At 70.9% G+C, this 25,497-nt stretch carries 19 protein-coding genes; 13 read left to right on the top strand and 6 right to left on the bottom strand.

The features are described 5' to 3' along the window. Positions 1-72: 72 nt before the first annotated feature. The 3 genes from ABZ707_RS15405 to ABZ707_RS15415 all read left to right on the top strand — a co-directional run bounded on the left by ABZ707_RS15405 (position 73) and on the right by ABZ707_RS15415 (position 3,787). The gene (locus ABZ707_RS15405; RefSeq protein WP_360173664.1) at positions 73-1,305 is read left to right on the top strand and encodes an alginate lyase family protein; all 1,233 of its coding nucleotides are present in this window, start codon (positions 73-75) and stop codon (positions 1,303-1,305) included. Between the two features lie 367 nt (positions 1,306-1,672). Then, on the top strand, positions 1,673-3,394 hold the full coding sequence (ctaD, locus tag ABZ707_RS15410; RefSeq protein ID WP_360173899.1) for a cytochrome c oxidase subunit I: 1,722 nt from the start codon (positions 1,673-1,675) through the stop codon (positions 3,392-3,394). A gap of 51 nt (positions 3,395-3,445) precedes the next feature. Beyond that, positions 3,446-3,787 carry a hypothetical protein gene (locus tag ABZ707_RS15415; protein WP_360173667.1) on the top strand — a complete coding sequence of 114 codons (342 nt, stop codon included), beginning with the start codon at positions 3,446-3,448 and terminating at the stop codon, positions 3,785-3,787. Between the two features lie 55 nt (positions 3,788-3,842). On the opposite strand, the gene ABZ707_RS15420 is transcribed toward ABZ707_RS15415, so the two are convergent. From ABZ707_RS15420 to glgX, 5 genes are all read right to left on the bottom strand, one after another. Beyond that, positions 3,843-4,478: a hypothetical protein gene (locus ABZ707_RS15420; protein WP_360173670.1), complete on the bottom strand. Its 636-nt coding sequence runs from the start codon at positions 4,476-4,478 to the stop codon at positions 3,843-3,845. Between the two features lie 160 nt (positions 4,479-4,638). Further along, positions 4,639-6,666 carry a M4 family metallopeptidase gene (locus ABZ707_RS15425; RefSeq protein ID WP_360173673.1) on the bottom strand — a complete coding sequence of 676 codons (2,028 nt, stop codon included), beginning with the start codon at positions 6,664-6,666 and terminating at the stop codon, positions 4,639-4,641. 558 nt (positions 6,667-7,224) lie between these two features. Then, positions 7,225-9,105: an ABC transporter ATP-binding protein gene (locus tag ABZ707_RS15430; RefSeq protein WP_360173676.1), complete on the bottom strand. Its 1,881-nt coding sequence runs from the start codon at positions 9,103-9,105 to the stop codon at positions 7,225-7,227. Then, entirely contained in the window at positions 9,102-10,901 is a 1,800-nt protein-coding gene (locus tag ABZ707_RS15435; protein WP_360173679.1) for an ABC transporter ATP-binding protein, read from the bottom strand. The genes ABZ707_RS15430 and ABZ707_RS15435 overlap by 4 nt, the downstream gene beginning before the upstream one ends. Before the next feature lie 151 nt (positions 10,902-11,052). Next, the gene (glgX, locus tag ABZ707_RS15440; protein WP_360173902.1) at positions 11,053-13,323 is read right to left on the bottom strand and encodes a glycogen debranching protein GlgX; all 2,271 of its coding nucleotides are present in this window, start codon (positions 13,321-13,323) and stop codon (positions 11,053-11,055) included. Between the two features lie 277 nt (positions 13,324-13,600). Between glgX and ABZ707_RS15445 the strand changes: the two genes are divergently transcribed. From ABZ707_RS15445 to ABZ707_RS15490, 10 genes are all read left to right on the top strand, one after another. Beyond that, complete coding sequence (locus ABZ707_RS15445) at positions 13,601-14,821, top strand: Ig-like domain-containing protein (RefSeq protein WP_360173682.1); 1,221 nt, start codon at positions 13,601-13,603, stop codon at positions 14,819-14,821. Between the two features lie 332 nt (positions 14,822-15,153). Continuing rightward, the gene (locus tag ABZ707_RS15450) at positions 15,154-16,344 is read left to right on the top strand and encodes an Ig-like domain-containing protein (RefSeq protein ID WP_360173905.1); all 1,191 of its coding nucleotides are present in this window, start codon (positions 15,154-15,156) and stop codon (positions 16,342-16,344) included. 112 nt (positions 16,345-16,456) lie between these two features. Further along, complete coding sequence (locus ABZ707_RS15455; RefSeq protein WP_360173685.1) at positions 16,457-17,227, top strand: enoyl-CoA hydratase-related protein; 771 nt, start codon at positions 16,457-16,459, stop codon at positions 17,225-17,227. A gap of 210 nt (positions 17,228-17,437) precedes the next feature. Further along, the gene (locus tag ABZ707_RS15460) at positions 17,438-18,004 is read left to right on the top strand and encodes an ATP-binding protein (RefSeq protein ID WP_360173688.1); all 567 of its coding nucleotides are present in this window, start codon (positions 17,438-17,440) and stop codon (positions 18,002-18,004) included. A gap of 352 nt (positions 18,005-18,356) precedes the next feature. Beyond that, entirely contained in the window at positions 18,357-19,169 is an 813-nt protein-coding gene (locus ABZ707_RS15465; RefSeq protein ID WP_360173691.1) for a polysaccharide deacetylase family protein, read from the top strand. Positions 19,170-19,177: 8 nt separating this feature from the next. Next, positions 19,178-20,359, top strand: coding sequence for a YncE family protein (locus tag ABZ707_RS15470; RefSeq protein WP_360173908.1), 1,182 nt, complete (start codon positions 19,178-19,180; stop codon positions 20,357-20,359). A gap of 158 nt (positions 20,360-20,517) precedes the next feature. Then, positions 20,518-20,733: an EF-hand domain-containing protein gene (locus ABZ707_RS15475; RefSeq protein WP_360173694.1), complete on the top strand. Its 216-nt coding sequence runs from the start codon at positions 20,518-20,520 to the stop codon at positions 20,731-20,733. A gap of 249 nt (positions 20,734-20,982) precedes the next feature. Further along, a complete protein-coding gene (locus tag ABZ707_RS15480) occupies positions 20,983-22,032 on the top strand; it encodes an ABC transporter permease (protein WP_360173697.1) in 1,050 nt (349 codons plus the stop codon). Between the two features lie 161 nt (positions 22,033-22,193). Further along, positions 22,194-24,338: a protein kinase gene (locus ABZ707_RS15485; protein ID WP_360173700.1), complete on the top strand. Its 2,145-nt coding sequence runs from the start codon at positions 22,194-22,196 to the stop codon at positions 24,336-24,338. A gap of 132 nt (positions 24,339-24,470) precedes the next feature. Next, positions 24,471-24,611, top strand: a complete 141-nt coding sequence (locus tag ABZ707_RS15490) for a hypothetical protein (RefSeq protein ID WP_360173703.1) — start codon at positions 24,471-24,473, stop codon at positions 24,609-24,611. Positions 24,612-24,671: 60 nt separating this feature from the next. Here the strand turns inward: ABZ707_RS15490 and ABZ707_RS15495 are convergent, their stop codons facing one another. Then, complete coding sequence (locus tag ABZ707_RS15495) at positions 24,672-25,442, bottom strand: TetR/AcrR family transcriptional regulator (RefSeq protein ID WP_360173706.1); 771 nt, start codon at positions 25,440-25,442, stop codon at positions 24,672-24,674. Positions 25,443-25,497: the final 55 nt, after the last annotated feature.

The raw sequence follows: 25,497 nt of genomic DNA on the forward strand, positions 1-25,497 counted from the left end.
TCACAACTCCACTCAATGTTCATATGGGTGAATGGAGTTGAGGGACGTCCCCTGACCGGAAGGCACCCCCACATGCGCCCCGGATCCATTTCCAGAGTTCTTGGACTCTCCGCCGCCCTGGCCGGTGTGATCGCCGCGGCCTTCATGGCACCCGCCTCCGCCGACCAGGCCGCCCCGGCGCGGACGGCGGCTGCAGCCCCCGCGGTCGCGGCCGCCCCGGCGAACTTCACCCACCCCGGGGTGAACCTGAACACCGCCCAGCTCGACTTCGTACGCGCCAAGGTGCAGGCCGGGGCGCAGCCCTGGAAGGCCGCGTACGACCAGATGATGGGGAGCAGGTACGCCTCCCTGTCACGCACGGCCAAGCCCCGCGCCGTCGTCGAGTGCGGCTCGTACTCCAACCCCAACAACGGCTGCACGGACGAGCGCGAGGATGCGATCGCCGCCTACACCGACGCGCTGGCCTGGTACATCACACGCGACGACCGGTACGCGCAGAAGGCGATCCAACTTATGGACGCCTGGTCCGGCAGCATCCAGGACCACACCAACAGCAACGCCCCGCTCCAGACCGGCTGGGCCGGATCCTCCTGGCCCAAGGCCGCCGAGATCATCAAGCACGTCTACGGCAACTGGCCGAACGCCGGGCGCTTCAGCACCATGCTGCGCACTGTCTATCTGCCCGAGATCATCAATGGCTCCAACTCCAACGGGAACTGGGAGCTGACCATGATGGAGGCGGCGGTCAGCATCTCCGTCTTCCTCGACGACAAGGCCGCCTACGACAAGGCGATCGGCATCTACCTGACCCGGGTGCCCGCGTACATCTATCTCTCGTCCGACGGGGCGCTGCCCAGGACGGTGCCGAGCCAGAACCTGAACACCCGCGACAAGATCGTCAGCTACTGGCAGGGCCAGGGGACCTTTGTCACCGGCCTCACCCAGGAGACCTGCCGCGACTTCGTGCACACCGGCTACGGCATCTCGTCCGTCTCGCATGTCTTCGAGACCGCGCGGCTCCAGGGCCAGGACCTGTTCCCGCAGGTCGGTGAGCGGCTGCGGCAGGCGCTGGGCTTCCAGTCCAAGTACGAGGTGCAGGCCGAGCCCGTGCCCTCGTCGCTCTGCGGCGGCAGTGTGCAGCGCGGCCTCGGGCCCATCACCGAGGTCGGGTACAACGCCCTCAACACCCGGCTGGGCTACGCGATGACCAACACGCAGCGGCTCACCGAGCAGCAGCGGCCCTCCGGGACCAACAACCTGTTCGTGGCCTGGGAGACCCTGACCAACGCGCAGAACCCGAACTGACCGCGGGCCGGGACAGCGGGTCCACCCCGCTTCCCGGACCTGAACACCCGCGCCGGGGCACCCCGTACCCGTCGCCGGACCCGGTCCGACTCCCTTGCGGAGAAGGACACTTCGGGCCCGGCGGCGGGTACGTCGCGTTGTCGGGACGGTGAGCCGCGGGCTCCCGCGCCCGCCCGGCCGCCCAGCCCGCACCGCGGGCGAAGGAGCCTTCTCGGGGCGCGCGGCGCCCGCCCCGGAGGAGGAGCGGAGGCCGGTCCGCCGCGACGCGCCGGGAAGGAGGAGGTCGCACCGAGCCGGTGGAAGCAACGCCATGCTGCTTGCCGAGTCCACAGGCGACCGTTGACGGAGGAGCGTTGCAGTGACGACGATGGGTACGGAAGGGCCGGCCGAGGCCGACGAAACCTACGCCGACGAGGTGCCGGTACGCCGCAAGCGGCCGGGCAGTGTTGTCGTGGGGTGGCTGACCACCACCGATCACAAGACCATCGGCACGCTGTATCTCACTACGTCATTCGGGTTCTTCATCGGCGGCGGCGCGCTGGCCCTGATCATGCGCGCGGAGCTGGCCCGTCCCGGTACGCAGATCATCTCGAACGAGCAGTACAACCAGGCGTTCACCATCCATGGCACGATCATGCTGCTGCTGTTCGCGACGCCGCTGTTCGCCGGATTCACGAACTGGATCATGCCGCTCCAGATCGGCGCGCCCGATGTGGCCTTCCCCCGGCTGAACATCCTCGCCTACTGGCTCTATCTCTTCGGCGGGCTGATCGTCGTGGGGGGCTTCCTCACCCCGAACGGCGCGGCCGACTTCGGCTGGTTCGCCTACTCTCCGCTCACGAACGGGACCCGGTCGCCGGGCGTCGGCGGCGATTTGTGGATCATGGGCCTGGCGCTGTCCGGATTCGGCACGATCGTCGGCGCGGTCAACTTCATCACCACGATCATCTGTATGCGGGCCCCCGGCATGACGATGTTCCGGATGCCCATCTTCACCTGGAACGTGCTGCTGACCTCGCTGCTGGTCCTGTTCGCCTTCCCGGTGCTGGCCGCCGCGCTGCTGGTGCTGGAGGCGGACCGTAAATTCGGCGCGCATGTGTTCGACGCGGCCAATGGCGGGCCCCTGCTGTGGCAGCACCTCTTCTGGTTCTTCGGTCATCCCGAGGTGTACATCATCGCGCTGCCCTTCTTCGGTATCGTCACCGAAATCCTTCCGGTCTTCAGCCGCAAGCCGATCTTCGGTTATATCGGTCTGGTCGCGGCGACCATCTCCATTGCCGGTCTCTCCATTACGGTCTGGGCGCACCACATGTTTGTGACCGGCGGTGTGCTGCTGCCGTTCTTCTCCTTCATGTCCTTCCTGATCGCGGTGCCCACCGGGGTGAAATTCTTCAACTGGGCCGGGACCATGTGGAACGGTTCACTGTCCTTCGAGACCCCCATGCTCTGGTCCATCGGATTCCTGGTCACCTTTCTCTTCGGTGGCCTCACCGGCGTCCTGCTGGCATCGCCGCCGATGGACTTCCATGTGTCCGACTCGTACTTCGTCGTCGCGCACTTCCACTATGTCGTCTTCGGTACCGTGGTATTCGCGATGTTCGCCGGATTCCATTTCTGGTGGCCGAAGTTCACCGGTAAGATGCTGGACGAGCGGCTCGGCAAAATCACCTTCTGGACGCTGTTCATCGGTTTTCACGGCACCTTCCTGGTGCAGCACTGGCTGGGCGCCGAGGGCATGCCGCGGCGTTACGCGGACTACCTCGCCTCCGACGGCTTCACCGCGCTGAACACGGTCTCCTCGATCAGTTCCTTCCTCCTCGGCCTGTCACTGCTGCCGTTCTTCTACAACGTCTGGAAGACCACCAAGTACGGCAAGAAGGTCGAGGCCGACGACCCGTGGGGCTACGGCCGTTCGCTGGAATGGGCGACATCCTGCCCGCCGCCGCGGCACAACTTCCTCACCCTGCCGCGCATCCGCTCGGAATCCCCGGCGTTCGATCTGCACTACCCGGCGATCCGGACACTCGACGACGCGCGCAACAAGCCCCACCGCTCCCAGACCGTGGCGCCGGGAGACAAGCAGCAGTGAGGGCGCCGCGACGAATGGGGACCCGCCCGAGCCGGCAGCCGGGAGCACCGTGTGGAGCGCGATGAGGAGACCGCCCGCGGGCTGGCCCAGTGCGAGGGCTATCTCCTGTGGAGCGCGGAGGTGGCGGACGCGGGGCGCCGGGCGGCCCGGTTCACCGAGCAGCTCCCGTGGCTCACGACGGCGCAGCGAGCGGACGTGGAGCGCGTCTACACCGCGGACCGGCTGGCCGCCGCCCGGGAGACGCTCGTACGCGTCACCGAACGCGCGGCCGAACTGCGCGGCGAGTACACGGAGCGTTACCGGCGGCTCAGGACGCGCTGTGTGGCGGCGGCCGTCGTGGCCTCCGGCGCGGTGAGCGGCGTCTGCGCGGCGCTCACGCTGCTCACGCGCTGAGCCGCCCGGGGCGACGGCGCCCCGGGCGGCTCCGGCGGACACCAACCCCGGCCGGTCAGCCGCCGGGCAGCGAGTAGTTCAGCGAGATGTTGAGCGTCGTGGCGAAGGTGAGATACATCAGCCAGAGCCCGGTGGCGACGTGGAAGAACCCGAGCGCCCGCTCTCCCGGATTGTTCGGCGCCGGCGCGTGCTCATTGGCGGTGGTGGGCACCCGCGCGCCGATCCGGAAGCTGGCGAAGAACTCGCTGAGATACACGCCGGTCAGTCCGGCGAACAGCACGCCCAGCGGCCATGAACCGACGGAGAAGAAGACCACCATGCCCAGCACCGAGATGATGACGAAGGCGATCGACATAAATCCGGTCGGCCGGACGTCATTTCCCTGATAGCGATTCCATCCCAGCGCGAACCAGTGAATACCGTACGCCGAGAAGGCGAGGGCGGCGGTATAGAGCGCCGGTTCCTTGAGGGATTCGAACCAGGCGAGCGCGACAAACAGGTAGACACCTGTGATGAACTGGCAGAAGCCCGGCAGCCAAATGCCCCATACACCGGTCGCGCGGTCGACCGAAGGGTTTCGCTGCGGGAAGCGGAAGAGCTCCTGAGGCCCGTAGATGAGATAGCCGGTGCCCAGACCGAAAAAGCCCAGCACTACCGGCGCAAACGTTGTCGTTGCGAACGAAACGCTCATCGACGCCCCCAAATCCTGAGGATATCCGGGTCATTCTCGATGATGCTTCCGGCCCGGTGATCGCGCAAATGGAGGCGGCCCCGGCACACGCGGAGCCGCCCGGGGTGCGGAACACCCCGGGCGGCTCACACGGTCAGGTGCGGTGGGACGGACGGACGGCTCAGAAGGTGAGCTTGAATCCGTTGATGCGGCCGGTGTCCTGCGCCGCGACATCCTGGACCCGCAGCTTCCAGGCGCCGTTGGCCACCTCGGAGGAGGCGTTCACGAGGTACTCCTCCACCACGTTGTCGGCGGAGTCGCTGCCGCTGGAGTTCTTCAGCCGGTAGGCGGTGCCGTCCGGCGCGACCAGGTCGATGACCAGGTCACCGCGCCAGGTGTGGGTGATGTCCACGTTCACCTGGAGGTCGGTCGGCGCGTTGCCGGTGACTCCGGTGACGTTGACCGTCGAGGTGATCGCCGCGCCGTTGTCCGGGATGGCGACGGAGGTGGTCGACTCGAAGACCGGGCCCGGGTTGGGGTCGGAGCCGGGACGGCGGCCGACCGCGATGCCGGCCCAGGCGTCCTGGACGGCCGTGTACTCCGCGCTGGTGGTGCCGTACAGCTCACCGGCGACCGCGAGCGTGCCGGTGCGGGCCGCCGCGTAGTTCGTCGTGGAGGTGAACTTCGTGGCGAGCGCCTTGAACCAGATCTGCTCGGCCTTCGCCCGGCCGATGCCGGTCACCGGCAGACCGTCGGCGGTCGGCGAGTTGTAGGAGACGCCGTTGATGACCTTGGCGCCGCTGCCCTCGGAGAGCAGGTAGAAGAAGTGGTTGGCCGGGCCCGACGAGTAGTGGACGTCGGTGCTGCCGATGCCCGAGTACCAGCTGTCCGGCGAGATGCCGTCGCGGCTCGGCTTGTCCTGGTAGCGCAGCGGGGTGCCGTTGCCGTTGATGTCGATCTTCTCGCCGATCAGGTAGTCACCCGGGTCCTGGGGACTGTTGGCGTAGAACTCGACGGCGGTGGCGAAGATGTCGGAGGTGGCCTCGTTGAGGCCGCCGGACTCGCCGCTGTAGACCAGGCCGGCCGTGGCGGCGGTGACGCCGTGGGACATCTCGTGGGCGGCCACGTCGATGGACGTCAGCGGCTTGGCGTTGCCCGCGCCGTCGCCGTACGTCATGCAGAAGCAACTGTCCTGCCAGAAGGCGTTGACGTAGCCGCTGCTGTAGTGGACGCGGGAGTACGCGCCGACGCCGTCACCGCGGATGCCGGAGCGGCCGTGCACGTTCTTGTAGTAGTCCCACGTCTCACCGGCGCCGTAGGCGGCGTCGGCGCCCGCGGTCTCCAGGTTGGCGGCGGCGCCGTTGCCCCAGACGTCGTCGGGTCCTGAGAACAGGGTGCCGGTGCCCGAGGTGCCGCGGTTCAGGTTGTACGTCTTGTGGTTGCCCCGGGCGGAGTCGGTCAGGTTGTACGTCGAGCCCGACTGGACGGAGCCGAGGGTGACCTGGCCGCTGTACTGGGTGTTGCCGACGCCCGTCTCGACGCCCTGCCACTCGTACAGCTTCGCGCCGGAGGCGGCGTCGGTGACGACGTGCAGCTCGTTCGGCGTGCCGTCGTGCTGGAGTCCGCCGACGACCGTCTCGTAGGCCAGGGTCGGCGCGCCCTGCGCCATCCACACGACCTTGCGCGGCGCGCGGTCGGCCGCGGTCTTCTTCGAACCGTCCGCGGCCGCGGCGCTCAGCGCCTGCTTCTCCGCGGTGGCCGGTGCCACCTCGGCGGTGGTGGCGATGTTCTTCAGGACCGACGTGGACGCCTTGCTGACGGCCTTGGTCGTGCCCGCCTCGGTCGCCGCGACCACGAGGTCACCGCCGAGGACCGGGAGGCCCTGGTAGGTGCGCTCGTACCGGGTGTGCGTGGTGCCGTCCACGTCCTGGACGACGTCACGTACGACAAGCTTCTCCTGCGCGCCGAGGCCGAGTTCCTTGGCGGTGGCCGCCTTGGAGGCGTCGGCCTCGCGTATCAGCGCGGCGCGCTGGGCCGGAGAGAGATCGCGCGGCAGCGCGCCGGGGTTGGCCTTCCCGGCGACGGCTGCGGTGGGTGCGCTGTCGGGCCGCGCGACGGCGGTTCCCGACTGCACACCGACGGTGAGCAGTGCTGCTGCGGCGATCAGAGCGCCGGTCGCGGTGGCGCGACGGCTGGGCGTGGATCTCACGCGAACTCCTTCTGCGAGGGGGGTACCGGGCCGCTGGGTGGGCCGCCCGGACAGTGCACGCGGAGCGATTGGTGCGAAGAACGGGGGAAGAGTGGCAGTCGCGGCGCCTTCCTGTCAGGAGCGCGTCAAGAAGTTGGCCGGAAACCGTTCGCTGCCCGACAGGCCCTGTTCATTAAGCGGACGTTTCGCCGGTGATCATGACGGTGCCTGCCGTTTCTCGGCGCGGCCCGAATTTCAAAGTGTCGGAGGAGTCCTGGGGGATCTTGTTCGAAGATGACGAATATGAACGGAGTTTTGAGTGGTCGTGGGGCGGCGCCCGCCGGAGCCGACGCGAAGTGTGGCTCATTCCCTGCCGTCGTCCCCGGCGGACACGCCCGGCGTGACACCCGACCGGACCCGGGGACACCGGCAGACGGAGCGCGCCCACGCGGCGCGGCCCGCGCCCGCCGCGGCCGGACCGGACCACCGGGGTGTCATCGCTCTCGGTGACCGGCCGGGGGCACGCCGGATGCCGGTGCGGGGCGCCGGAGGGACCGGCCGGGGCCGCCGGACGGCCGCTCAGGCCAGGCTGTCCCGCCAGGCGCGGTGCAGGCCCGCGAACCGGCCCGTACCGGCGATCAGGTCGGACGGCGTGCCGTCCTCGACGACCCGGCCGTGCTCCATCACCAGCACCCGGTCCGCGATCTCGACCGTCGACAGACGGTGGGCGATCACCACCGCCGTACGGCCGCGCAGCACGGTGTCCATCGCGCGCTGCACGGCCCGCTCGCCCGGGATGTCCAGGGAACTGGTCGCCTCGTCGAGGATCAGGACGGCCGGGTCGGCGAGCAGCGCGCGGGCGAAGGCGACCAGTTGGCGCTGGCCGGCGGAGATACGGCCGCCGCGCTTGCGCACGTCCGTGTCGTAGCCGTCCGGCAGGGAGCGGATGAAGTCGTCGGCGCCGATCGCCTTGGCCGCCGCCTCGATGTCCTCGCGGGAGGCGTCGGGACGGCCGATGGCGATGTTCTCGGCGACCGTGCCGGAGAAGAGGAACGCCTCCTGAGTCACCATCACGACGCCGCGCCGCAGCTCCGGTGTGTCCAGCTCGCGCAGATCGACGCCGTCGAGCAGGACCCGGCCCTCCGTCGGGTCGTAGAACCGGGCCAGCAGCTTGGCCAGGGTGGACTTGCCGGCGCCGGTCGAGCCGACGACGGCGACGGTCTGGCCGGCCGGGATCGTCAGATCGAAGCGGGGGAGGACCTCGCCGCCCGTGCGGTACGAGAAGCTCACCCCGGCGAAGACGACCTCGCGGCCGGGGAAGCCGCCGGTGAGGGCGGGCAGCGGCCGGGGACGCGACGCCTCGGGCACCGAGGGCGTCTGCGCCAGCAGCCCCGCGATCTTCTCCAGGGAGGCGGCGGCGGACTGGTACGAGTTGAGGAACATCCCGAGCCGGTCGATCGGGTCGTACAGCCGCCGCAGATACAGCACGGCGGCGGCCAGCACCCCGAGGGCCAGCGTGCCGTCCGCCACCCGGTAGGCGCCCCAGAGCACCATCCCGGCGACGGCGGTGTTGGCGACGAGCCGTGAGCCGACCACATAGCGGGCCATCTCCATCAGCGCGTCGCCGTTGCTGCGCTCATGGCGGTGGTTGAGCGCGTGGAAGTCCGCGTCGTTGGCCCGCTCGCGCCGGAACGCCTGCACCGGCCTGATGCCGTTCATCGTCTCCGTGAACTTCACGATGACGGCGGCGATCGCGGTGGAGCGCCGGCCGAAGATCAGGCCCGCCCGGCGCTGGTAGAGCCGTACCAGCAGATACAGCGGTATGAAGGAGGCCACGGCCAGCGCGCCGAGCCCTATGTCCAGATAGAGCAGCATCGCCGAGATGTAGACAAAGGCGAGCACCACCCCCAGCAGTTCCTGGAGGCCCTCGCTGAGCAGCTCGCGCAGCGACTCCACATCGGTGGTGGACCGGGAGATCAGCCGCCCGGAGGTGTACCGCTCGTGGAAGTCCACACTCAGCGCCTGCGCGTGCCGGAAGATACGGGCGCGCAGATCGAGGAGCGCGTCCTGATTGATCCGCGCGGAGGCCCGGATGAAGGCGAACTGGAAGCCTCCCGAACCGAGCGCGCAGATCAGATAGCCCGCGCCGACGGCGACCAGCGGCCCGTGGTCGCCGTCCCGGAAGGCGGGCACACCGCGGTCGATGGCGTACGCGACGATCAGCGGGCCGGTCTGCGCGGCGGCCTGCTGGAGCAGCAGAAGCAGCGCGGCCACGACGACCCGGCCGCGCCGGGCCCGCAGCAACGACCGCAGCAGGGCGCCCGTGGCACCCGGGGGTGTGGGCAGGTCGTCCTGGTCGAACGGGTCACCGGCCGGGACGGGAGCGCCGGGGAGCGCCCGCTCGTCCTCGGTGCCGGCCGGCGCCGGGCCGGTGATCCCCGTGGTGGCCGACGTGGTCATCGGACTCCCTCCTCGACGGCCGTGGAGCCCGACATCAGCCAGGCGTACTCCTCGCTGCCGCGCAGCAGTTCCTGATGGGTGCCGACGGCCGCGATCCGGCCCCGGGAGATCAGCGCCACCCGGTCGGCGAGCAGCACCGTCGACGGCCGGTGCGCCACCACCAGCGCGGTGGTCTCCTGAAGCACCCGGCGCAGCGCCGCCTCCACCAGCGCCTCCGTATGGACGTCCAGCGCGGACAGCGGATCGTCCAGCACCAGGAAGCGGGGCCGCCCGACCACCGCTCTGGCGAGCGCGAGCCGCTGCCGCTGGCCGCCGGAGAGGCTCAGCCCCTGCTCGCCGACCTGGGTCCGCACGCCCTGGGGCAGGTCCATCACGAAGCCGGCCTGGGCCACCTCCAGCGCCCGCAGCAGCGCCTCCTCGTCGGCGTCCGCCGAGCCCATCAGCACGTTCTCCCCGACGCTCGCGGAGAACAGCGTGGGCTCCTCGAAGGCCACCGAGACGAGTTCCCGCAGCCGGTGCCGCTCCATCAGGGTGATGTCCTCGCCGTCGAGCGTGATCCGGCCGCCGGTCGCCTCGTGCAGGCGCGGGACGAGCGCGGTGAGCGTCGTCTTGCCCGAACCGGTGGCCCCGACCAGGGCCATGGTCTCGCCGGGCCGGATGTGCAGATCGACCGCGGCCAGCACGGGCGGGGAATCCGGGTCCGCGTCCGGGTAACGGAACGAGACCCCCTCGAAGCGCAGCCCTCCGGTGTCCGGCCGCGTCCCGCCCGCGCCGGGGGTGCGCGCGGGCTCCGTGCCGCCGGTCTCCTCCGGTACGTCCATCACCTCGAAGAAGCGCTCGGTCGCCGTCGCCGACTCCTGGCTCATCGCGAGCAGGAACCCCATCGACTCCACCGGCCACCGCAGCGCCAGCGCCGTCGACAGGAACGCGACCAGGGTGCCCGCCGAGAGGTCGCCGTCCGCCACCTGGACCGTGCCCAGCACCAGCGCCGCGCCGATGGCCAGCTCCGGAAGGATCATGATGAGCGCCCAGATGCCTCCCAGCAGCCGGGCCTTGCCCAGCTCCGTGGCGCGCAGCCGCTCGGCGAGCGCGCGGAAGGCGAGGGACTGGCTGTGGTGGCGCCCGAAGCCCTTGACGATCCGGATGCCGAGCACGCCCTCCTCGACCACTGTCGTCAGATCCCCGACCTGGTCCTGCGCGCGGCGCGCGACCAGTGAGTACCGCGACTCGAAGAGCGAGCACAGAATGACCAGCGGGACGACCGGGGCCAGCAGCACCAGCCCGAGCGACCAGTCCTGCACCAGCAGAATGACGAAGCCCGCCAGGATCGTCGTCGCGTTGACCAGCAGGAAGGTGAGCGGGAACGCCAGGAACATCCGCAGCAGCATCAGATCCGTCGTCCCGCGCGACAGGAGCTGTCCCGACGGCCACCGGTCGTGGAAGGCGACCGGAAGCCGCTGGAGGTGCCGGTAGAGATCGGCCCGCATCGCCGCCTCCACACCGGCCAGCGGCCGGGCCACCAGCCAGCGCCGCAGGCCGAAGAGCAGCGCCTCGGCGATGCCGAGCGCGAGCAGGAACAGCGCTCCGAGCCATACGCCTCCCGGGTCGCGGTCCGTGACCGGTCCGTCGACCATCCACTTCAGTACGAGCGGGATCACAAGGCTGAGACAGGACGCGACTATCGCGACGAACGCCGCGGTGGCGAGACGCGTTCGCACCGGGCGTACGTACGGCCACAGCCTGAGCAGTGAACGCACGGAGGACCGGTCCTTGGTGGCTGCATGTGTTTCGGGCATCAGGGGTGAGCCTACGGTTGACCACTGACATCGCTCATGTGATTTTCCCGTCACTGTCGGCCGGTCGCACTCCTCATATCAGCCGATCGGTTGATATGAATTTGAGCGCGGCCAGGCCCAGGTCACCCCCGCCGCTCCGGCCCCTCCCGGCTCACCCCCGTACCGTGAAGAGCAGCACGGACCGGGCCGGCACCGTGACCGTCGCGCCCCCCTCGTGCACCGTCCCCGGCGCCCGCCCCTGCTCCTCCAGCGACGTGTCGACCACCAGCTCGTACGACTCCGCCCAGGGCGGGCCCGGCAGCGTGAAGCCGGCCGCCCGGTCGCCCGCGTGCAGGACCGTCAGGAAACTGGCGTCCGTGATCTTCTCTCCCCGCGCGTCCCGCCCCGGGATGTCCCGCCCGGACAGGAAGAGCCCGAGCGTCGACGCCGGCGCGTACCAGTCCTCCTCCGTCATCTCCGTGCCGTGCGGCGAGAACCACGCGAGGTCCCGCAGCCCGTCGGCCGCCTGTGGCCGGCCGGAGAAGAAGGCGCGGCGGCGCAGCACGGGATGGGCGTGGCGCAGGGCGAGCAGCCGGGCCGTCAGCCGGTGCAGCCCCTGCCCGTCCGGCCGCTCCAGCAGCGACCAGTCGAGCCAGCTCACCTCGTTGTCCTGGCAGTACGCGTTGTTGTTGCCGCCCTGCGTACGGCCCATCTCGTCGCCCGCGACCAGCATCGGCACCCCCGTCGACACCAGCAGTGTGGTGAGCAGATTGCGCAGTTGCCGCCGCCGGAGCGCGTTGATCCGCTCGTCGTCGGTCTCGCCCTCGGCGCCGCAGTTCCAGGACCGGTTGTCGTTCGTCCCGTCCCGGTTGCCCTCGCCGTTGGCCTCGTTGTGCTTCCGCTCGTACGACACCAGGTCGCGCAGCGTGAATCCGTCGTGCGCCGTGATGAAGTTGACGGAGGCGTACGGCCGCCGCCCGCCCCACGCGTACAGGTCGCTCGACCCCGACAGCCGGTAGCCGAGATCCCGTACGTCCGGCAGCGCGCCCCGCCAGAAGTCCCGTACCGCGTCCCGGTAGCGGTCGTTCCACTCCGTCCACAGCGGCGGGAACGCCCCCACCTGATAGCCGCCGTTGCCCACGTCCCACGGCTCCGCGATCAGCTTCACCCGGCGCAGCACCGGATCCTGGGCGATCACCGCCAGGAACGGCGAGAGCATGTCGACGTCGTGCATGGAGCGGGCGAGGGCCGCCGCCAGGTCGAAGCGGAAGCCGTCGACGCCCATCTCGGTGACCCAGTAGCGCAGCGAGTCGGTGATCAGCCGCAGCACATGGGGCTGCACCACATGGAGGGTGTTGCCGCAGCCGGTGTAGTCGGTGTAGCGGCGGGCGTCGGACGGCAGCCGGTAGTAGCCGCGGTTGTCGATGCCCCGCAGGGACAGCGTGGGCCCCTGCTCCCCGGACTCCGCCGTGTGGTTGTAGACCACGTCGAGGATGACCTCTATCCCGGCCGCGTGCAGCGCCCGGACCATCTCCTTGAACTCCTCGACCTGCTGTCCGCGGGTGCCGCTCGCCGCGTAACCGGCGTGCGGCGCGAAGTAGCCGATGGAGTTGTAGCCCCAGTAGTTGCGCCGGCCGCGCCGCAGCAGATGATCCTCGTGGGCGAACTGGTGGACGGGGAGCAGCTCGACCGCCGTCACCCCGAGGTCCCGGAGATGGCCGATCGCCGCCGGGTGCGCGAGACCGGCGTAGGTGCCGCGCAGCTCCTCGGGGACACCGGGGTGCAGTTTCGTGAAGCCGCGTACGTGCAGCTCGTAGATGACCGAGTCGGCCCAGGGGGTCTTGGGCCGCCGGTCGTCGGCCCACTCGTCGTCGGGCGCCTCGTCGTGGACGACGACGCCCTTGGGGACGTACGGAGCCGAGTCACGGTCGTCGCGCACGGTGTCCGCGACCTGCTGCTGCGGCCAGTCGCGGACATGGCCGTAGACCTCCGCCGGCAGCCGGCCGTAATCATGCCCCCCGGACGCGTCGACCGCGCGGGCGTACGGGTCGAGCAGCAGCTTCGCCGGGTTCCAGCGGGCGCCGGTCCAGGGGTCCCAGCGGCCGTGCACCCGGAAGCCGTAGCGTTGTCCGGGACGGACGCCCGGCACGAAGCCGTGCCAGATCCCATGGGTCAGCTCGGTCAGCGGCAGCCGGGTCTCGACGTCGCCGCGGTGTCCGTCGCCGTCCGGGCCGCCGCGCTCGGCCGGTCCGTCGCCCGCGTCGTCGAACAGGCAGAGCTCGACCGCCTCCGCGCCGCCCGCCCAGAGCGCGAAGTTGGTACCGGCCACCCCGTCAGGTCCGGTGCGGTAGCGCGCTCCGAGCGGGTTGGGCGCTCCCGGCCACACCGTGCGCCGGTGCGTGCCCGGCTTTCTGCGGCGGCCGTTGGACCCGGGCGCGGGCAGAAAACCGGCCCGCCCCCTCCGTACGGCCTGCTCCGTCCCCTCGGCCCCTTCCGTCACGTCCGTCGCTTCCAGCGCCGACTCCTGCGCCGACTCCTGCACTGCCTGCTGATCGGCTGCGCTCGCCACCTGTCCGGCCTCCCGCGGCTCGTCGGCCTCGCGGATCGGTGCGCACGGCGTCCCGGCCGCGGCTCTCCTCGCGTGGTCCTTCTCCCTGTTCTTCCCTCAAGAGGCCCTGCCCTCACGTTTCCCCCGGAGGGGGGTGGTCGTTGGGCGGGGCGTGAGACACGTACTGAAGCGGGCAGGGACCGGCGTGGCCGCGGCTCTGGCATGGGCAGGACTGATCGCGGGACTGGCCGGTCTGGCGGGATGCGGCAGCGAGGAGGAGTTCACGGACGCCAAGCCGGGGCGGGGAGCGGACACGATCCAGGTCCTTCCCGGGGACGGCGCGCGGGGCGTCGGCCAGACCGACCGGATCCGGGTGAGCGTGTCCGACGGCAGGCTGGAGCGGGTGACGGTGGCCCAGATCGAGGACGCCACGCCCACCGGACTGCCCGGCCGGATCTCGCGCGACGGCAGTACCTGGCGGCCGGACGGCCAGGTGCGGATCGCCCCGGCCGCCAAGTACCGCGTCGACGCGGTGGCGGTGGACGCGCGGGGCCGTCGCTCGGCCCGGCACACGACCTTCACGACGGCTGTCCCCACGGCGCGGTTCGTCGGCTACTTCACCCCGGAGAACCGCGCCACCGTCGGCGCCGGGATGATCGTCTCCTTCGACTTCAACCGGAAGATCCGGGACCGCGCCGCCGTCGAGCGTGCCATCACGGTGACCTCGGACCCGCCGGTGGAGGTCGTGGGCCACTGGTTCGGCGACGAGCGCCTCGACTTCCGCCCGCGGGAGTACTGGGAACCGGGCACCAAGGTCACGGTCGATCTGGCACTGCGTGATGTCCAGGCGGCGCCGGGCGTGTTCGGCATCCAGCGCAAGACCGTCGGTTTCACGGTCGGCCGGTCGCAGGTCTCACGCGTCGACGCGGCGCGACACACCATGGAGGTCCGGCGCGACGGAGAGCTGCTGTCGACCCTGCCGGTCACCACGGGCGGCCCCGAGACCCCGACGTACAACGGGAAGATGGTGGTCTCCGAGCTGTACGACGTCACGCGGATGAATGGCATGACCGTCGGCTTCGGCGGCGAGTACGACATCAAGGACGTCCCGCACGCGGTACGGCTCACCACCTCCGGGACCTTTCTGCACGGCAACTACTGGGCACCCGCGCGGACATTCGGCTCGGAGAACGTCAGCCACGGCTGTGTCGGGCTGCGCGACATCAGGGGCGGCGGGGCCGACACCCCGGCCGGCTGGTTCTTCGAGCGCACCCTGATCGGTGATGTCGTGGAGGTGGTCAACTCCCGGGACGACACGGTCGCGCCGGACAACGGCCTCAGCGGCTGGAACCTCAACTGGCCCGACTGGAAGGCCGGTTCGGCCCTCACCTGACCCCGCGCCACCTCTCGCCACCGCGCGGCAGGACTTCTCGCCCGCGCGGAGGCGCCCCGTATGACCTGCGCTGTCACCGGTCTGTTGGGACGGAACGGTGACATTCGCGGTGGCTTCGCCCGGCCTGCGGTGTGATTATCTTTTGCTGTGCGCGTGGACTCAACGCGCGGGGGTGCGGGCCGTGGCGGGGCCAGGCCGTGCGAGGGGAGACGACCATAGTGAACGGGCTGCCGATATCGGGGACATCGGCCGGGCCTGGCGGGGGACCGCAGGACTCGGGGGCGCGGGGCCGGAGGCCGGGGGGACGGCGGACGCACGGGAGCACGGGGCCGCTGGCCCTGCTGCTCGGCGCGCTGCTGCTGGCGGTCACCGCGTGCGGCGGCGGGGGCGGCGGCTCCGAGGCCGCCGCCGACGGCAAGGCGGGCAGCAAGGGCGGCGCGGCGAAGGTGGAGAACGCCGCCTCCGTGGCGGTCGTGACGATCGCGCCGAAGGACGGCGCCAAGGCCGTCGCCACCACCGGCGCGCTCAAGGTCTCGGCCGCCAGAGGGAAGCTGACGACGGTCACCGTCCAGGACGACAAGGGCGAGCGGGTCGAGGGGAAGCTGGCCGCCGACGGCGCGAGCTGGGAGCCCCTCCAGCATCTCGCCGGTGCCACCAAGTACAAGGTGCACGCCATCGCCAAGGACGCGGAAGGCCGGGAGTCCGCCAAGGACACCGCCTTCACCACGCTTGTCCCGAAGAACACCTTCATCGGTCAGTACACGCCGGAGAACGGCTCGACGGTCGGTGTCGGCATGCCGGTATCGATCAACTTCACCCGGGGCATCACCGAGCCCGACGCGGTGGAGAAGGCCATCACGGTGACGGCGAGTCCGCCCGTGCCCGTCGAGGGGCACTGGTTCGGCAACGACCGGCTGGACTTCCGCCCCGAGAAGTACTGGGCGGCGGGCACGAAGGTCACCGTCAAGCTCAATCTGGACGGCGTCGAGGGCCGGCCCGGGGTGTACGGCAAGCAGGCCAAGACGGTGTCCTTCACCATCGGCCGCAGCCAGGTCTCCACCGTGGACGCCAAGGCGCACACGATGAAGGTCGTCCGGGACGGCAAGCAGATCAAGAAGATCCCGATCACCGCGGGCGCCCCCTCGACCACCACGTACAACGGTCAGATGGTCATCAGCGAGAAGTACGAGGTGACCCGGATGAACGGCGCGACGGTCGGCTTCGGCGGTGAGTACGACATCAAGGACGTGCCGCACGCGATGCGCCTGTCGACCTCCGGCACCTTCGTCCACGGCAACTACTGGGCGCCTTCCGGCACCTTCGGCTCGTCGAACGTCAGCCACGGCTGTGTGGGACTGCGGGACCGGCGCGGCGGCGGCGCCAACGGCACGCCCTCGGCGTGGTTCTACAGGTCCTCGATCATCGGTGATGTGGTGATCGTGAAGAACTCCAAGGACAAGCAGATCGCGCCGGACAACGGTCTGAACGGCTGGAACATGTCCTGGGCGGAGTGGACCCGGTAACGGGTCGCCCGCTTGTCGAAGGACCCGGCACGCCGTGAGCGTGCCGGGTCCTTCGCCGTCGGCACGGCCGGCGGCCGTGGAGATCGCGGAGACAGACCCTAACCTCCTCCGTATGGCAACCGTGAATCTCGAAGTCTCGGGCGGCGTGGGTACGATCCGGCTCGACCGCCCGCCGATGAACGCACTCGACACCTCCATCCAGGACCTGCTGCGGGAGGCGGCCGAGGAGGCCGGCCGGCGGGAGGACGTACGCTCCGTCATCCTCTACGGCGGTGAGAAGGTCTTCGCGGCCGGCGCCGACATCAAGGAGATGCGGGAGATGGACCATGCCGCGATGGTCGTCCGCTCCCGCGCGCTCCAGGAGTCGTTCACCGCAGTGGCCCGTATCCCCAAGCCCGTCGTCGCGGCGATCACCGGCTACGCGCTGGGCGGCGGCTGCGAGCTGGCCCTCTGCGCCGACTTCCGGATCGCCGGCGACAACGCCAAGCTCGGCCAGCCGGAGATCCTGCTGGGCCTGATCCCGGGAGCCGGCGGCACCCAGCGGCTCGCCCGGCTGATCGGCCCGTCCCGGGCCAAGGACCTCATCTTCACGGGCCGTCAGGTCAGGGCGGAGGAGGCGCTGGCGCTCGGTCTGGTCGACCGGGTGGTCCCGGCGGCGGAGGTGTACGAGCAGGCGCACGCCTGGGCGGCGAAGCTGGCGCAGGGTCCCGCGCTCGCGCTGCGGGCCGCCAAGGAGGCGATCGACGTGGGCCTCGGCACGGATCTGGAGACCGGTCTCGCCCTGGAGCGCAACTGGTTCGCCGGCCTGTTCGCGACGGAGGACCGGGAGCGCGGCATGCGGTCCTTTGTGGAGGACGGCCCCGGCAAGGCCAACTTCCGCTGAGAAACGCTTTGTTGAGGACAAAGTGACGCCGCGTCAACTCCGTGCACGGGATGGACGCGACGTGTGAAAAATTTCGGGAGACGCGGCGGAACGGGGCTCGGACGGCCGGCCCGCCGTGATGCGTTGTCGCAGGTCAGAGCGCCTCTCGCCGGGCACGCAGTGCCAGTGGCATATGCCATTCGGACCCTCGGGGGTGACGTGTTCCGGTGGATGGATTCCCCGGGAACGGCCCCCGGGGGTCTCCTGGGCCGCCATGATGGGGGCATGGCGGGCCTGGAGGGTGTGGAGCAACCGCGGCAGCGCGGTGAGGCGGCCGGGACACGGTGGTTACCGGTCGTCGAGGACGAACAGGCGCTCAGAGCGATCGAGTTGTTCGGCAATCCGACGGAGTGTGAAGTCCGGCTGCCGTCCCGCCCGGAGTCCGCCTCGGCCGCCCGCCGGATCACCCACGGTGTGGTGCTGCGCCAGTGGGCGCTGTCGCCGTCGACGGCGGAGTCCGCCGTCCTGCTCGTCTCCGAACTGGTGGGCAACGCCGTACGGCACACCGGGGCGCGGGTCTTCGGACTGCGGATGCTGCGCCGGCGCGGCTGGATCAGGATCGAGGTGCGGGATCCCTCCCGGGGTCTGCCGTGCCTGCTGCCGGTGCACGAGCTGGACATCAGCGGGCGCGGGCTCTTCCTGGTGGACCGGCTCTCCGACCGCTGGGGTGTCGATCTGCTGCCGCGCGGCAAGACCACCTGGTTCGAGATGCGGGTCGCCGACCGCCAGGCACCCTGAATCCCGCCCGGCGCCGACGCACAGAAGCCCTCGGGTGGCCGGGATGCGGCGCCGAGGGGCTTCTGTGCGGGCGCCGTGGACAAGGGGTGTGTCCACGGCCGCTCTGACGACCGGGCCCGGGTCAGTGGAGGTCGTACTCATGACTATGGCAGACGAGCGGCTCCCGAGCCAGCAGCGTCCAGATGAATCGCAGGTGAAGTGTGCCACTCACCTGGTAATTATCGACTGAAGCGCAGATGTCGCGGCTGAATCATTGATCATGTCTGCGACAGGTGGGGCCGGGGGCGACCCGCGAACGCGATGAAGCCCGTCAATCATCATCTTTCGTGCATATAAGCCTTTTAATAAGGGCGTGAACCCCCCGATCGACCGTCGCGATGCTCTGCGCGCAGCAGTCGGCACGGCCGTTACGGGCGCCTTCGCCACCGGCTGTACGGACAGCGCCCCCGCCGGGCCCGCCCGTGCGCCCTCTTCCGTACCGCCCTCCGGGCCCAGCTCAGGAACCGCCTCCGGGGCCGCCCGGCCCGCGGCCCGTACCGCTCCGTCGCCCAGGCGCTTCGCGGGCCGGCCCGCCGAGATCGCGCACGGCCCGCGCGACCGCGCGCGGGTCGCCCTCACCTTCCACGGGCAGGGCGACCCGGCCACCGCCCGAGCCGTACTGGCCGAGGCCGAGCGCGGCGGCGCCCGGATCACCGTCCTCGCCGTGGGCGGCTGGCTCGACGAGAACCCGGCCATCGCCCGCCGGATCCTCGACGGCGGCCATGATCTCGGCAACCACACACTGCGCCATGTCGACATCAACGCGATGGACGCCGCCTCGGCGTACGCCGAGATCACCGGCTGCGCCCAGCGGCTGCGCCGGCTCACCGGCTCCATCGGCTCCTGGTTCCGTCCGTCCCGGGCGGCGCACGCCACCCCGCTCGTCCAGCGGCTGGCCCGGCGGGCGGGCTATCCGCATGTCCTCTCCTACGACGTCGACTCCCTCGACTTCACCTCGCCGGGCGCCCCGGCCGTCACCCGCACCGTCACCGAGCAGATCCGCAACGGATCCGTGGTGAGCCTGCACTTCGGTTACGCGGACACGGTCGCCGCGCTGCCCGCCCTCCTCGACGCACTGGAACGCCGCGGCCTGCGCGCGGTGACGACCACGGAGCTGCTGACCTGATGCACCGGATGCCTCCCCTCACCACGCGGGCCGCCGCCCTGCTCGCGACGGGGACCCTCGCCCTGTTCGCGGGCTGCGCGGGACCCGACCCCGCGCGCACCGCGGCCAGCGCCGGCCCGGCCACCACCCGGCCCGTCGTCTCCAGACCGGCCGGGCCGCCGGGCCTCCCGGGCATGCCCCCGGTGCAGGACCCGAAGGACATCTACGCCGCCGACCGGCCCAACGCGCTCTCGCCGGTCGTCCGGGGCTTCCCGTCCCGCGTGTACGTCCCCAACACCAACTCCGACACGGTCTCGGTCATCGACCCGGCGACCTACAAGGTCATCGAGACCATCCCGGTCGGCCGGCAGCCGCAGCACGTCGTACCGTCCTGGGATCTCAAGACCCTCTGGGTCAACAACAACCGGGGCCATACGCTCACACCGATCAACCCGGCCACGGGCGCCGCGGGGAAGCCCGTCGACGTACACGACCCGTACAACCTCTACTTCACGCCCAACGGCAGGTACGCGGTCGTCATGGCCTCGCTCGACCGTGAGCTGGTCTTCCGCGACCCGCACACCATGAAGATCAAGAAGACCGAGCCGGTCACCTGCGCGGGCGTCAACCACGCCGACTTCTCCGCCGACGGCCGCTACTTCGTCGTCTCCTGCGAGTTCTCCGGGGAACTCCTCAAGGTCGACACCGAGCGGATGCGGGTCGTCGGCCAGCAGAAGCTCCCCTTCGAGGGCGCCATGCCGCAGGACGTGAAGATCTCGCCCGACGGCACGACGTTCTACATCGCCGACATGATGGCCCACGGCGTATGGGTGCTGGACGGCAAGAAGTTCACCACCCCCCGGCTGATGCCCACCGGTAACGGCGCGCACGGCCTCTATGTCAGCCGTGACTCCAGGGAGATGTACATCTCCAACCGGGGCGAGGGCTCCATCTCCATTTTCGACTTCACCCAGAACAAACTGACCAAGAAATGGCGGCTGCCGAACGGCGGCAGCCCCGACATGGGCGGTGTCTCGGCGGACGGCAAGGTCCTCTGGCTGTCCGGGCGTTACAACGCCGAGGTGTACGCGATCGACACGAGGACCGGTCAACAGCTCGCCCGGATCCCGGTCGGCGGCGGCCCGCACGGACTCGCGGTCTATCCGCAGCCCGGCCGCTACTCGCTGGGCCACACGGGCGTCTTCCGCTGACGGCGGGCCCGCCGGGAGCGGGCCGGTCCCGGCCGCCGCGCCGCCGGTGTCCGGCCCGCCCGCCGTCCGCCGCCGACGGCCCCGGGCCCCCGCCGAACAGGTGAACCGGAGCGGATAATCTGACCCCGTCCATACGGCACCACGAAGGGGCGGAAACAGTGGCGGAGATCGACGACGCGCGCAAGGCGTTCGACCGGTTCGACGCGGACGGCGACGGGCTCATCACCGCGGCGGAGTACAAGAGCGCGATGGCGCAGCTCGGTGACTTCCATGTGACCGAGAGCGTGGCGCAGGCCGTCATCAACGCCCATGACGCGAACTCGGACGGGCTGCTCACCTTCGACGAGTTCTGGGCCGCCCGCAAGGGAGAGTGACCCCGCGCCGGAGCCGGAGCCGGAGCCGGAGAGACGGACGGCGGGCCGCGCGGCGGTGACACCGGCCGCCGCCGGCCGCCCGTGGCGTGTCGCGGCGGCCGGCGGCGGACGGCCACCCGCCGTACCGGGGGCGCTGTCGGCCCCCGTTCCGGGTGCGCCGCGCCGGGGTTGCCGGGAGGCTGGCCTGAGCGGGGCCGCGCTCTTCCCGCCCGGGGCGCGGATCCGGACCAGCGCTCTCACGGAGGCCGTATGACCCGTCGTACCGTCCTGGAGCGCCGGCGGGCGTTCGTGGAGTCGCGGTTCTACCCGGCGGCGGTGATCGTCTTCATCGTGTCCGTCGCGGCGGGCCTGTTCGCGGGCTCGTACACGTACGCCATGGCCAATCCGACCCCGCGTGACATCCCGACCGCCGTTGTCGGCGCCCCGAAGTCGGAGGCCCGGCGCGCCGAGTTCGTCGAGGGGATGGAGCGGGCGCTGGGCGCCTCGCTGCGGCTGCGCCAGTATCCCGACTACGCCCGGGCCCGTCAGGCGGTCGAGGAGCAGCAGGTGTTCGCCATCCTGCGCGACCACCGGGGCCGCCCCGAGCTGGATGTCTCCAGCGCGTCCGGCGCCTCGGTGGCGGAACTGCTGGCGCAGGAGGCGCCGCTGGTCAGCAGGAAGGTCGGCAGGCCCGTCCTGGTGCGGGACATCAAGCCACTGCAGCACGGCGACCCGCGCGGCCTGGCCATCTTCTACATCTCGCTGGCCTCGGTGGTGGTGGGCTTTGTGGGCGCCGCCCAGTTGAGCGTCCACGCGAAGGAGCTTCACCCGGCGGAGCGGATCGCCTTCACCGTGGCGTACGCGCTGCTCGGCGGGTTCGCCATCGCGGCGGTGACCGACTGGGGGCTGGGGGCGCTGCGGCTGCCGTTCCTGGAGTCCTGGCTGATCCTGGCGCTGACCATGTTCACCTCGGGCATGGTCTTCTCGATGTTCAACACCCTGATCGGGCGGTGGGCGCTGCTGCCGACCTGGGGGCTGATGGTGCTGCTCGGCAATCCGTCGTCCGGCGGCGCGGTCTCCTGGCCGCTGCTGCCGTCACTGCTGGGGACGATCGGCCGCTGGCTGCCGCCGGGCGCGGCGGTGAACGCCCAGCACACGGCCGTCTACTTCGGCGGCCACCAGCATGCTTTCCCCTTTGCCGTCCTCGCGGTGTGGGCGGCGGTGTCGAGCGCCGTCTTCTGGTTCTGGCGGCGGCGCCATCCGGGCGGCGAGACCGTACGGGAGGCCGGGAAGCCGGGCAGCGAGGCGGCGCCCTCCTGACGGGCACCGGCCGGGAGACGGCCGGCCCCGGGGCCCGTCGCGACGCGGTTGTCGCCCATCTCCTCGCAGACCGACGGGTGTTCGGGATACGGTACCCGCCCATTCCACGGGATGACGGGGACCGGTGTGGCAAACGGCGCGGGAGCGGAGGGGGTGAGCGGGTGCCGCTGAGTACGGTGGATCCGGATTCGATCGGCGGTTACCAGCTCCTGGAGCGGCTCGGCTCCGGCGGCATGGGAGTGGTCTATCTGGCGCGCTCCGCGTCCGGCAGACGGGTGGCCGTCAAGGTCGTGCACGCGCAGTTCGCGCAGAACGAGGAGTTCAGGACCCGCTTCCGGCAGGAGGTGGCGGCCGTCAGACGGGTCAGCGGGGCCTTCACCGCCTCGGTGGTGGACGCCGACCCGGACGCCGCGCTGCCCTGGATGGCCACGCTCTACGTACCCGCCGCCACACTGTGGGACCGGGTGGACAAGCAGGGGCCGCTGGCGGCGGCGGAGGTGCTGCGGCTCGCGCGGGGGCTGGTGGAGGCGCTGGGCGACATCCACCGCGCGGATGTGGTGCACCGCGATCTGAAACCGGCCAACGTCCTGATGGCGCAGGACGGACCACGGGTCATCGACTTCGGGATCTCCCGGGCGGTCGACCACGAGTCGCTCACCTTCACCGGGCACATCATGGGCACTCCGCCGTTCATGTCGCCGGAGGCGCTGAGCCGTCCGCGCGAGGTGACCGCGGCCTCGGACATCTTCTCGCTGGGCGCGCTGCTGGTGTACGCGGCGACCGGGCGGGGGCCGTTCGACGCGGAGAGCCCGTATCTGACGATGTATCAGGTGGTGCACGAGCCGCCCGCGCTGGACCGGGTGGCACCGGCGCTGCGCGGGATCGTCGAACGCTGCCTGGCGAAGGACCCGGTGGACCGGCCGGGGCTGGAGGAGCTGGCCCGGATGCTGGACGGGCTGCCCGCGAGCGGCCTCGCGGACGACGCCCCGGGGCCGCCGGTCCGGCCGTCCCCGCGCTGGTCACGGCCGCTGCGCGGCAGGTCCTCGCGGGGTCTGGCGGCCGTGGCGGCGGCGGTCGCCCTCGTGGTGGCCGTGGGGGTGCTCGCGAACAGCGGGAACATTACGGACACCGGGAGCACCGCGGACACCGGGAGCACCGCGGACGACCGGCCTCCGGCCGCGTCCACGGGCCACGCCGGCCGGACCGCGCCGGTGCGGGAGGCCGCGCTGCCGCCGGGCTGGCGGCCCTGGGAGCTGACCCTGCCCGGCCGCGACGGAGAGACCGACACCATCACGGAGTGCCGCGCGTACGAACTCGCCGTCTACTGCAACGGCGGCACCTTCCACGCGGCCCGCATCGACGCGGCGACGGGGCATGTCGACTGGCGTGTCCCGTCCACGGAGCCCGGGTGGTCCAGCGGTATCGAGGTGCGCGCCGGGCGCGTCCTGCTGCGGGGCGCCGCCTCCCCGGACGGTTCGCAGCGGCAGGATCTGATGGTTCTGGACGCGAGGACCGGCAAGAACCTCTGGACACGGCGGGCGGCCTTCACCGGGCGGGTCACCTTCTTCGGCCGCGCGGTGCTCTCCAGCGACGGCATGGAGGACGGCTCGCTCGTCGGGCGCGACGCCGGGACCGGCGCCGAACTGTGGTCCACGCCCTGGCCCGGTACCGGGCTCGTCTGCGATCCCCTGGTCTTCGACGACGCGCCGTACGCCGCGTGTTCCGGCACACCGGAGGAGGGGACCACCTTCCTGCGGCTGGACCCGGAGAACGGCACCCCGAAGAAGATCATCCATGTGAAGGGTGTCACCACCGCGATCGGTGTCGACGGCGGCGAGCTGCTCATCCTGACGTCGGAGGCCGGGGACAGACCTCAGAGCGGGTTCCGTTCCCTGCTCCGCGTCGACATCGGGACGGGCCACCGGCGCACAGTGAAGCTGCCCGAACATCCGCTCAGCACGGCGACACTGGCCGGCGGCCGGCTCTTCCTCGTCCAGGACACCGGCCGGGTCACCGCGCTGGACCCGGCCACCGGCAGGCAGGTGTGGAGCGAGGACACCGCCGTGGACCTGCTGGGCACGCCGATCGTCTCCGAGCGGGAGAACGCGGTGTATCTGTCGAGCTACAGCGGACGGCTGGTCGCGCTGGATCTGCGGACGGGCCGCAAGCGGTGGCAGACAGCGGCGATGGGCGCGAACGCCTCGGGCACGACGGGCGGAGAGCTGACGTTACGGGTCGGCGGTTCCCTGGTGACCAGGGCGAACGGCAGCCTTCGCGCCGTCGACCCGCTGCGTCCGAACGGCTGAGGGCTGCACCGACGCCCCGGCGTCCGGTGCGGGACGTGCTCACGACTGACGACCGAGGGCCGGCCGGCGACCACCGGCCGCTACCGGCTCAGGAGCGCGGGACCACGGCCACCGGGCGCGGTGGATGACGGCATGAGTCACCCGTCCCAGTGGAGAGCTGATCGGATGCTGGGCCTGCGGGCGCCCGTCACCAGCAGATCCGCGTGTTCGGCCGCCTCGGCGGACGACTTCGTGATCGTCGAGCAGGAAGACCCGGACCGGATTCTCCGGTGAGAAGCGCCGTACCTCGCTCATGGTGTGCCTCCACGCTGGTGGACCGGCTCCGTCACCTGCTCATCGTGACTCCGGCGAACCGCTTGGAACAGGGCCGAACGGGTCCGGCCGGGCCAGCCCCAGCGACCTGACCAGGTCAAGCATCTCGGCCCGGTGCAGCGCCGCCGGATCGCCCGCGACGGGATGGATATGGCCGTCGATCTCCAGGGCCACCAGACCGTGCATCCGGCCCCAGACGCGCAGCGCGAGCGCCGCCGCGGCGGGGGGCACGTCCGGCAGGTCCGCCCGGATCTTCGCGACGTAGTCCGGATGCAGATCGGACCAGGAGGTGTCCTCGGGCTGGTGGTGCCGGGCATGCGGCCACGCGGCGGCGACCAGGCGGGTGAGGTCGCGGCACACCCGGCGCGCCGTCTGCTCCACCGGCCCGTCGTCCGGCGGCCGGTAGCCGGGGACGGGACGGCCGTAGAAGAGCCGGAAGCTCTCCGGGTGAGCCAGCGCCCATTCCCTCAGGGCCTGGCCCCAGGCCAGCAGTCCCGCGCCGGGATCGGTGTCGGGCACGGAGTCGCGGGCGGTCTCCACCACCTCCGCGAGCGAGGCGGCGATCCCGCTGATCAGCGCCGTGATCAGGTCGTCGCGGGTGGGGAAGTAGCTGTAGATCGCGCGCGGCGTCATCCCCATCTCGCGGGCGATACCACGCAGCGAGATCGCTCCCGGCCCGGCGTCCGCCAACTGCCGCAGCGCGATGGCCCTGATCTCCTGGTTCGTCTCCAGCCGCAGCCGCTCCCGGCGGCTCATCACCGGCCCGGCGCGCCCGCCCTCGTCCTTGGTCACGTCGGTGAGGTTACAGGAGTGCGTTAGTCTGCGCCGTGGTAAAAGTACACGCCGT

It is taken from the genome of Streptomyces sp. NPDC006923, assembly GCF_040635655.1.
In the GTDB taxonomy this organism is placed as follows: domain Bacteria; phylum Actinomycetota; class Actinomycetes; order Streptomycetales; family Streptomycetaceae; genus Streptomyces.

What these genes read in the sequence shown, in the direction of transcription:
- ABZ707_RS15405 (WP_360173664.1), top strand. Translation starts at nt 73, where the DNA reads ATGCGCCCCGGATCCATTTCCAGAGTTCTTGGACTCTCCGCCGCCCTG.
- ctaD (WP_360173899.1), top strand. Translation starts at nt 1,673, where the DNA reads ATGGGTACGGAAGGGCCGGCCGAGGCCGACGAAACCTACGCCGACGAG.
- ABZ707_RS15420 (WP_360173670.1), bottom strand. Translation starts at nt 4,478, where the DNA reads ATGAGCGTTTCGTTCGCAACGACAACGTTTGCGCCGGTAGTGCTGGGC.
- ABZ707_RS15430 (WP_360173676.1), bottom strand. Translation starts at nt 9,105, where the DNA reads ATGACCACGTCGGCCACCACGGGGATCACCGGCCCGGCGCCGGCCGGC.
- ABZ707_RS15435 (WP_360173679.1), bottom strand. Translation starts at nt 10,901, where the DNA reads ATGCCCGAAACACATGCAGCCACCAAGGACCGGTCCTCCGTGCGTTCA.
- ABZ707_RS15455 (WP_360173685.1), top strand. Translation starts at nt 16,457, where the DNA reads ATGGCAACCGTGAATCTCGAAGTCTCGGGCGGCGTGGGTACGATCCGG.
- ABZ707_RS15460 (WP_360173688.1), top strand. Translation starts at nt 17,438, where the DNA reads ATGGATTCCCCGGGAACGGCCCCCGGGGGTCTCCTGGGCCGCCATGAT.
- ABZ707_RS15470 (WP_360173908.1), top strand. Translation starts at nt 19,178, where the DNA reads ATGCCTCCCCTCACCACGCGGGCCGCCGCCCTGCTCGCGACGGGGACC.
- ABZ707_RS15480 (WP_360173697.1), top strand. Translation starts at nt 20,983, where the DNA reads ATGACCCGTCGTACCGTCCTGGAGCGCCGGCGGGCGTTCGTGGAGTCG.
- ABZ707_RS15490 (WP_360173703.1), top strand. Translation starts at nt 24,471, where the DNA reads ATGAGTCACCCGTCCCAGTGGAGAGCTGATCGGATGCTGGGCCTGCGG.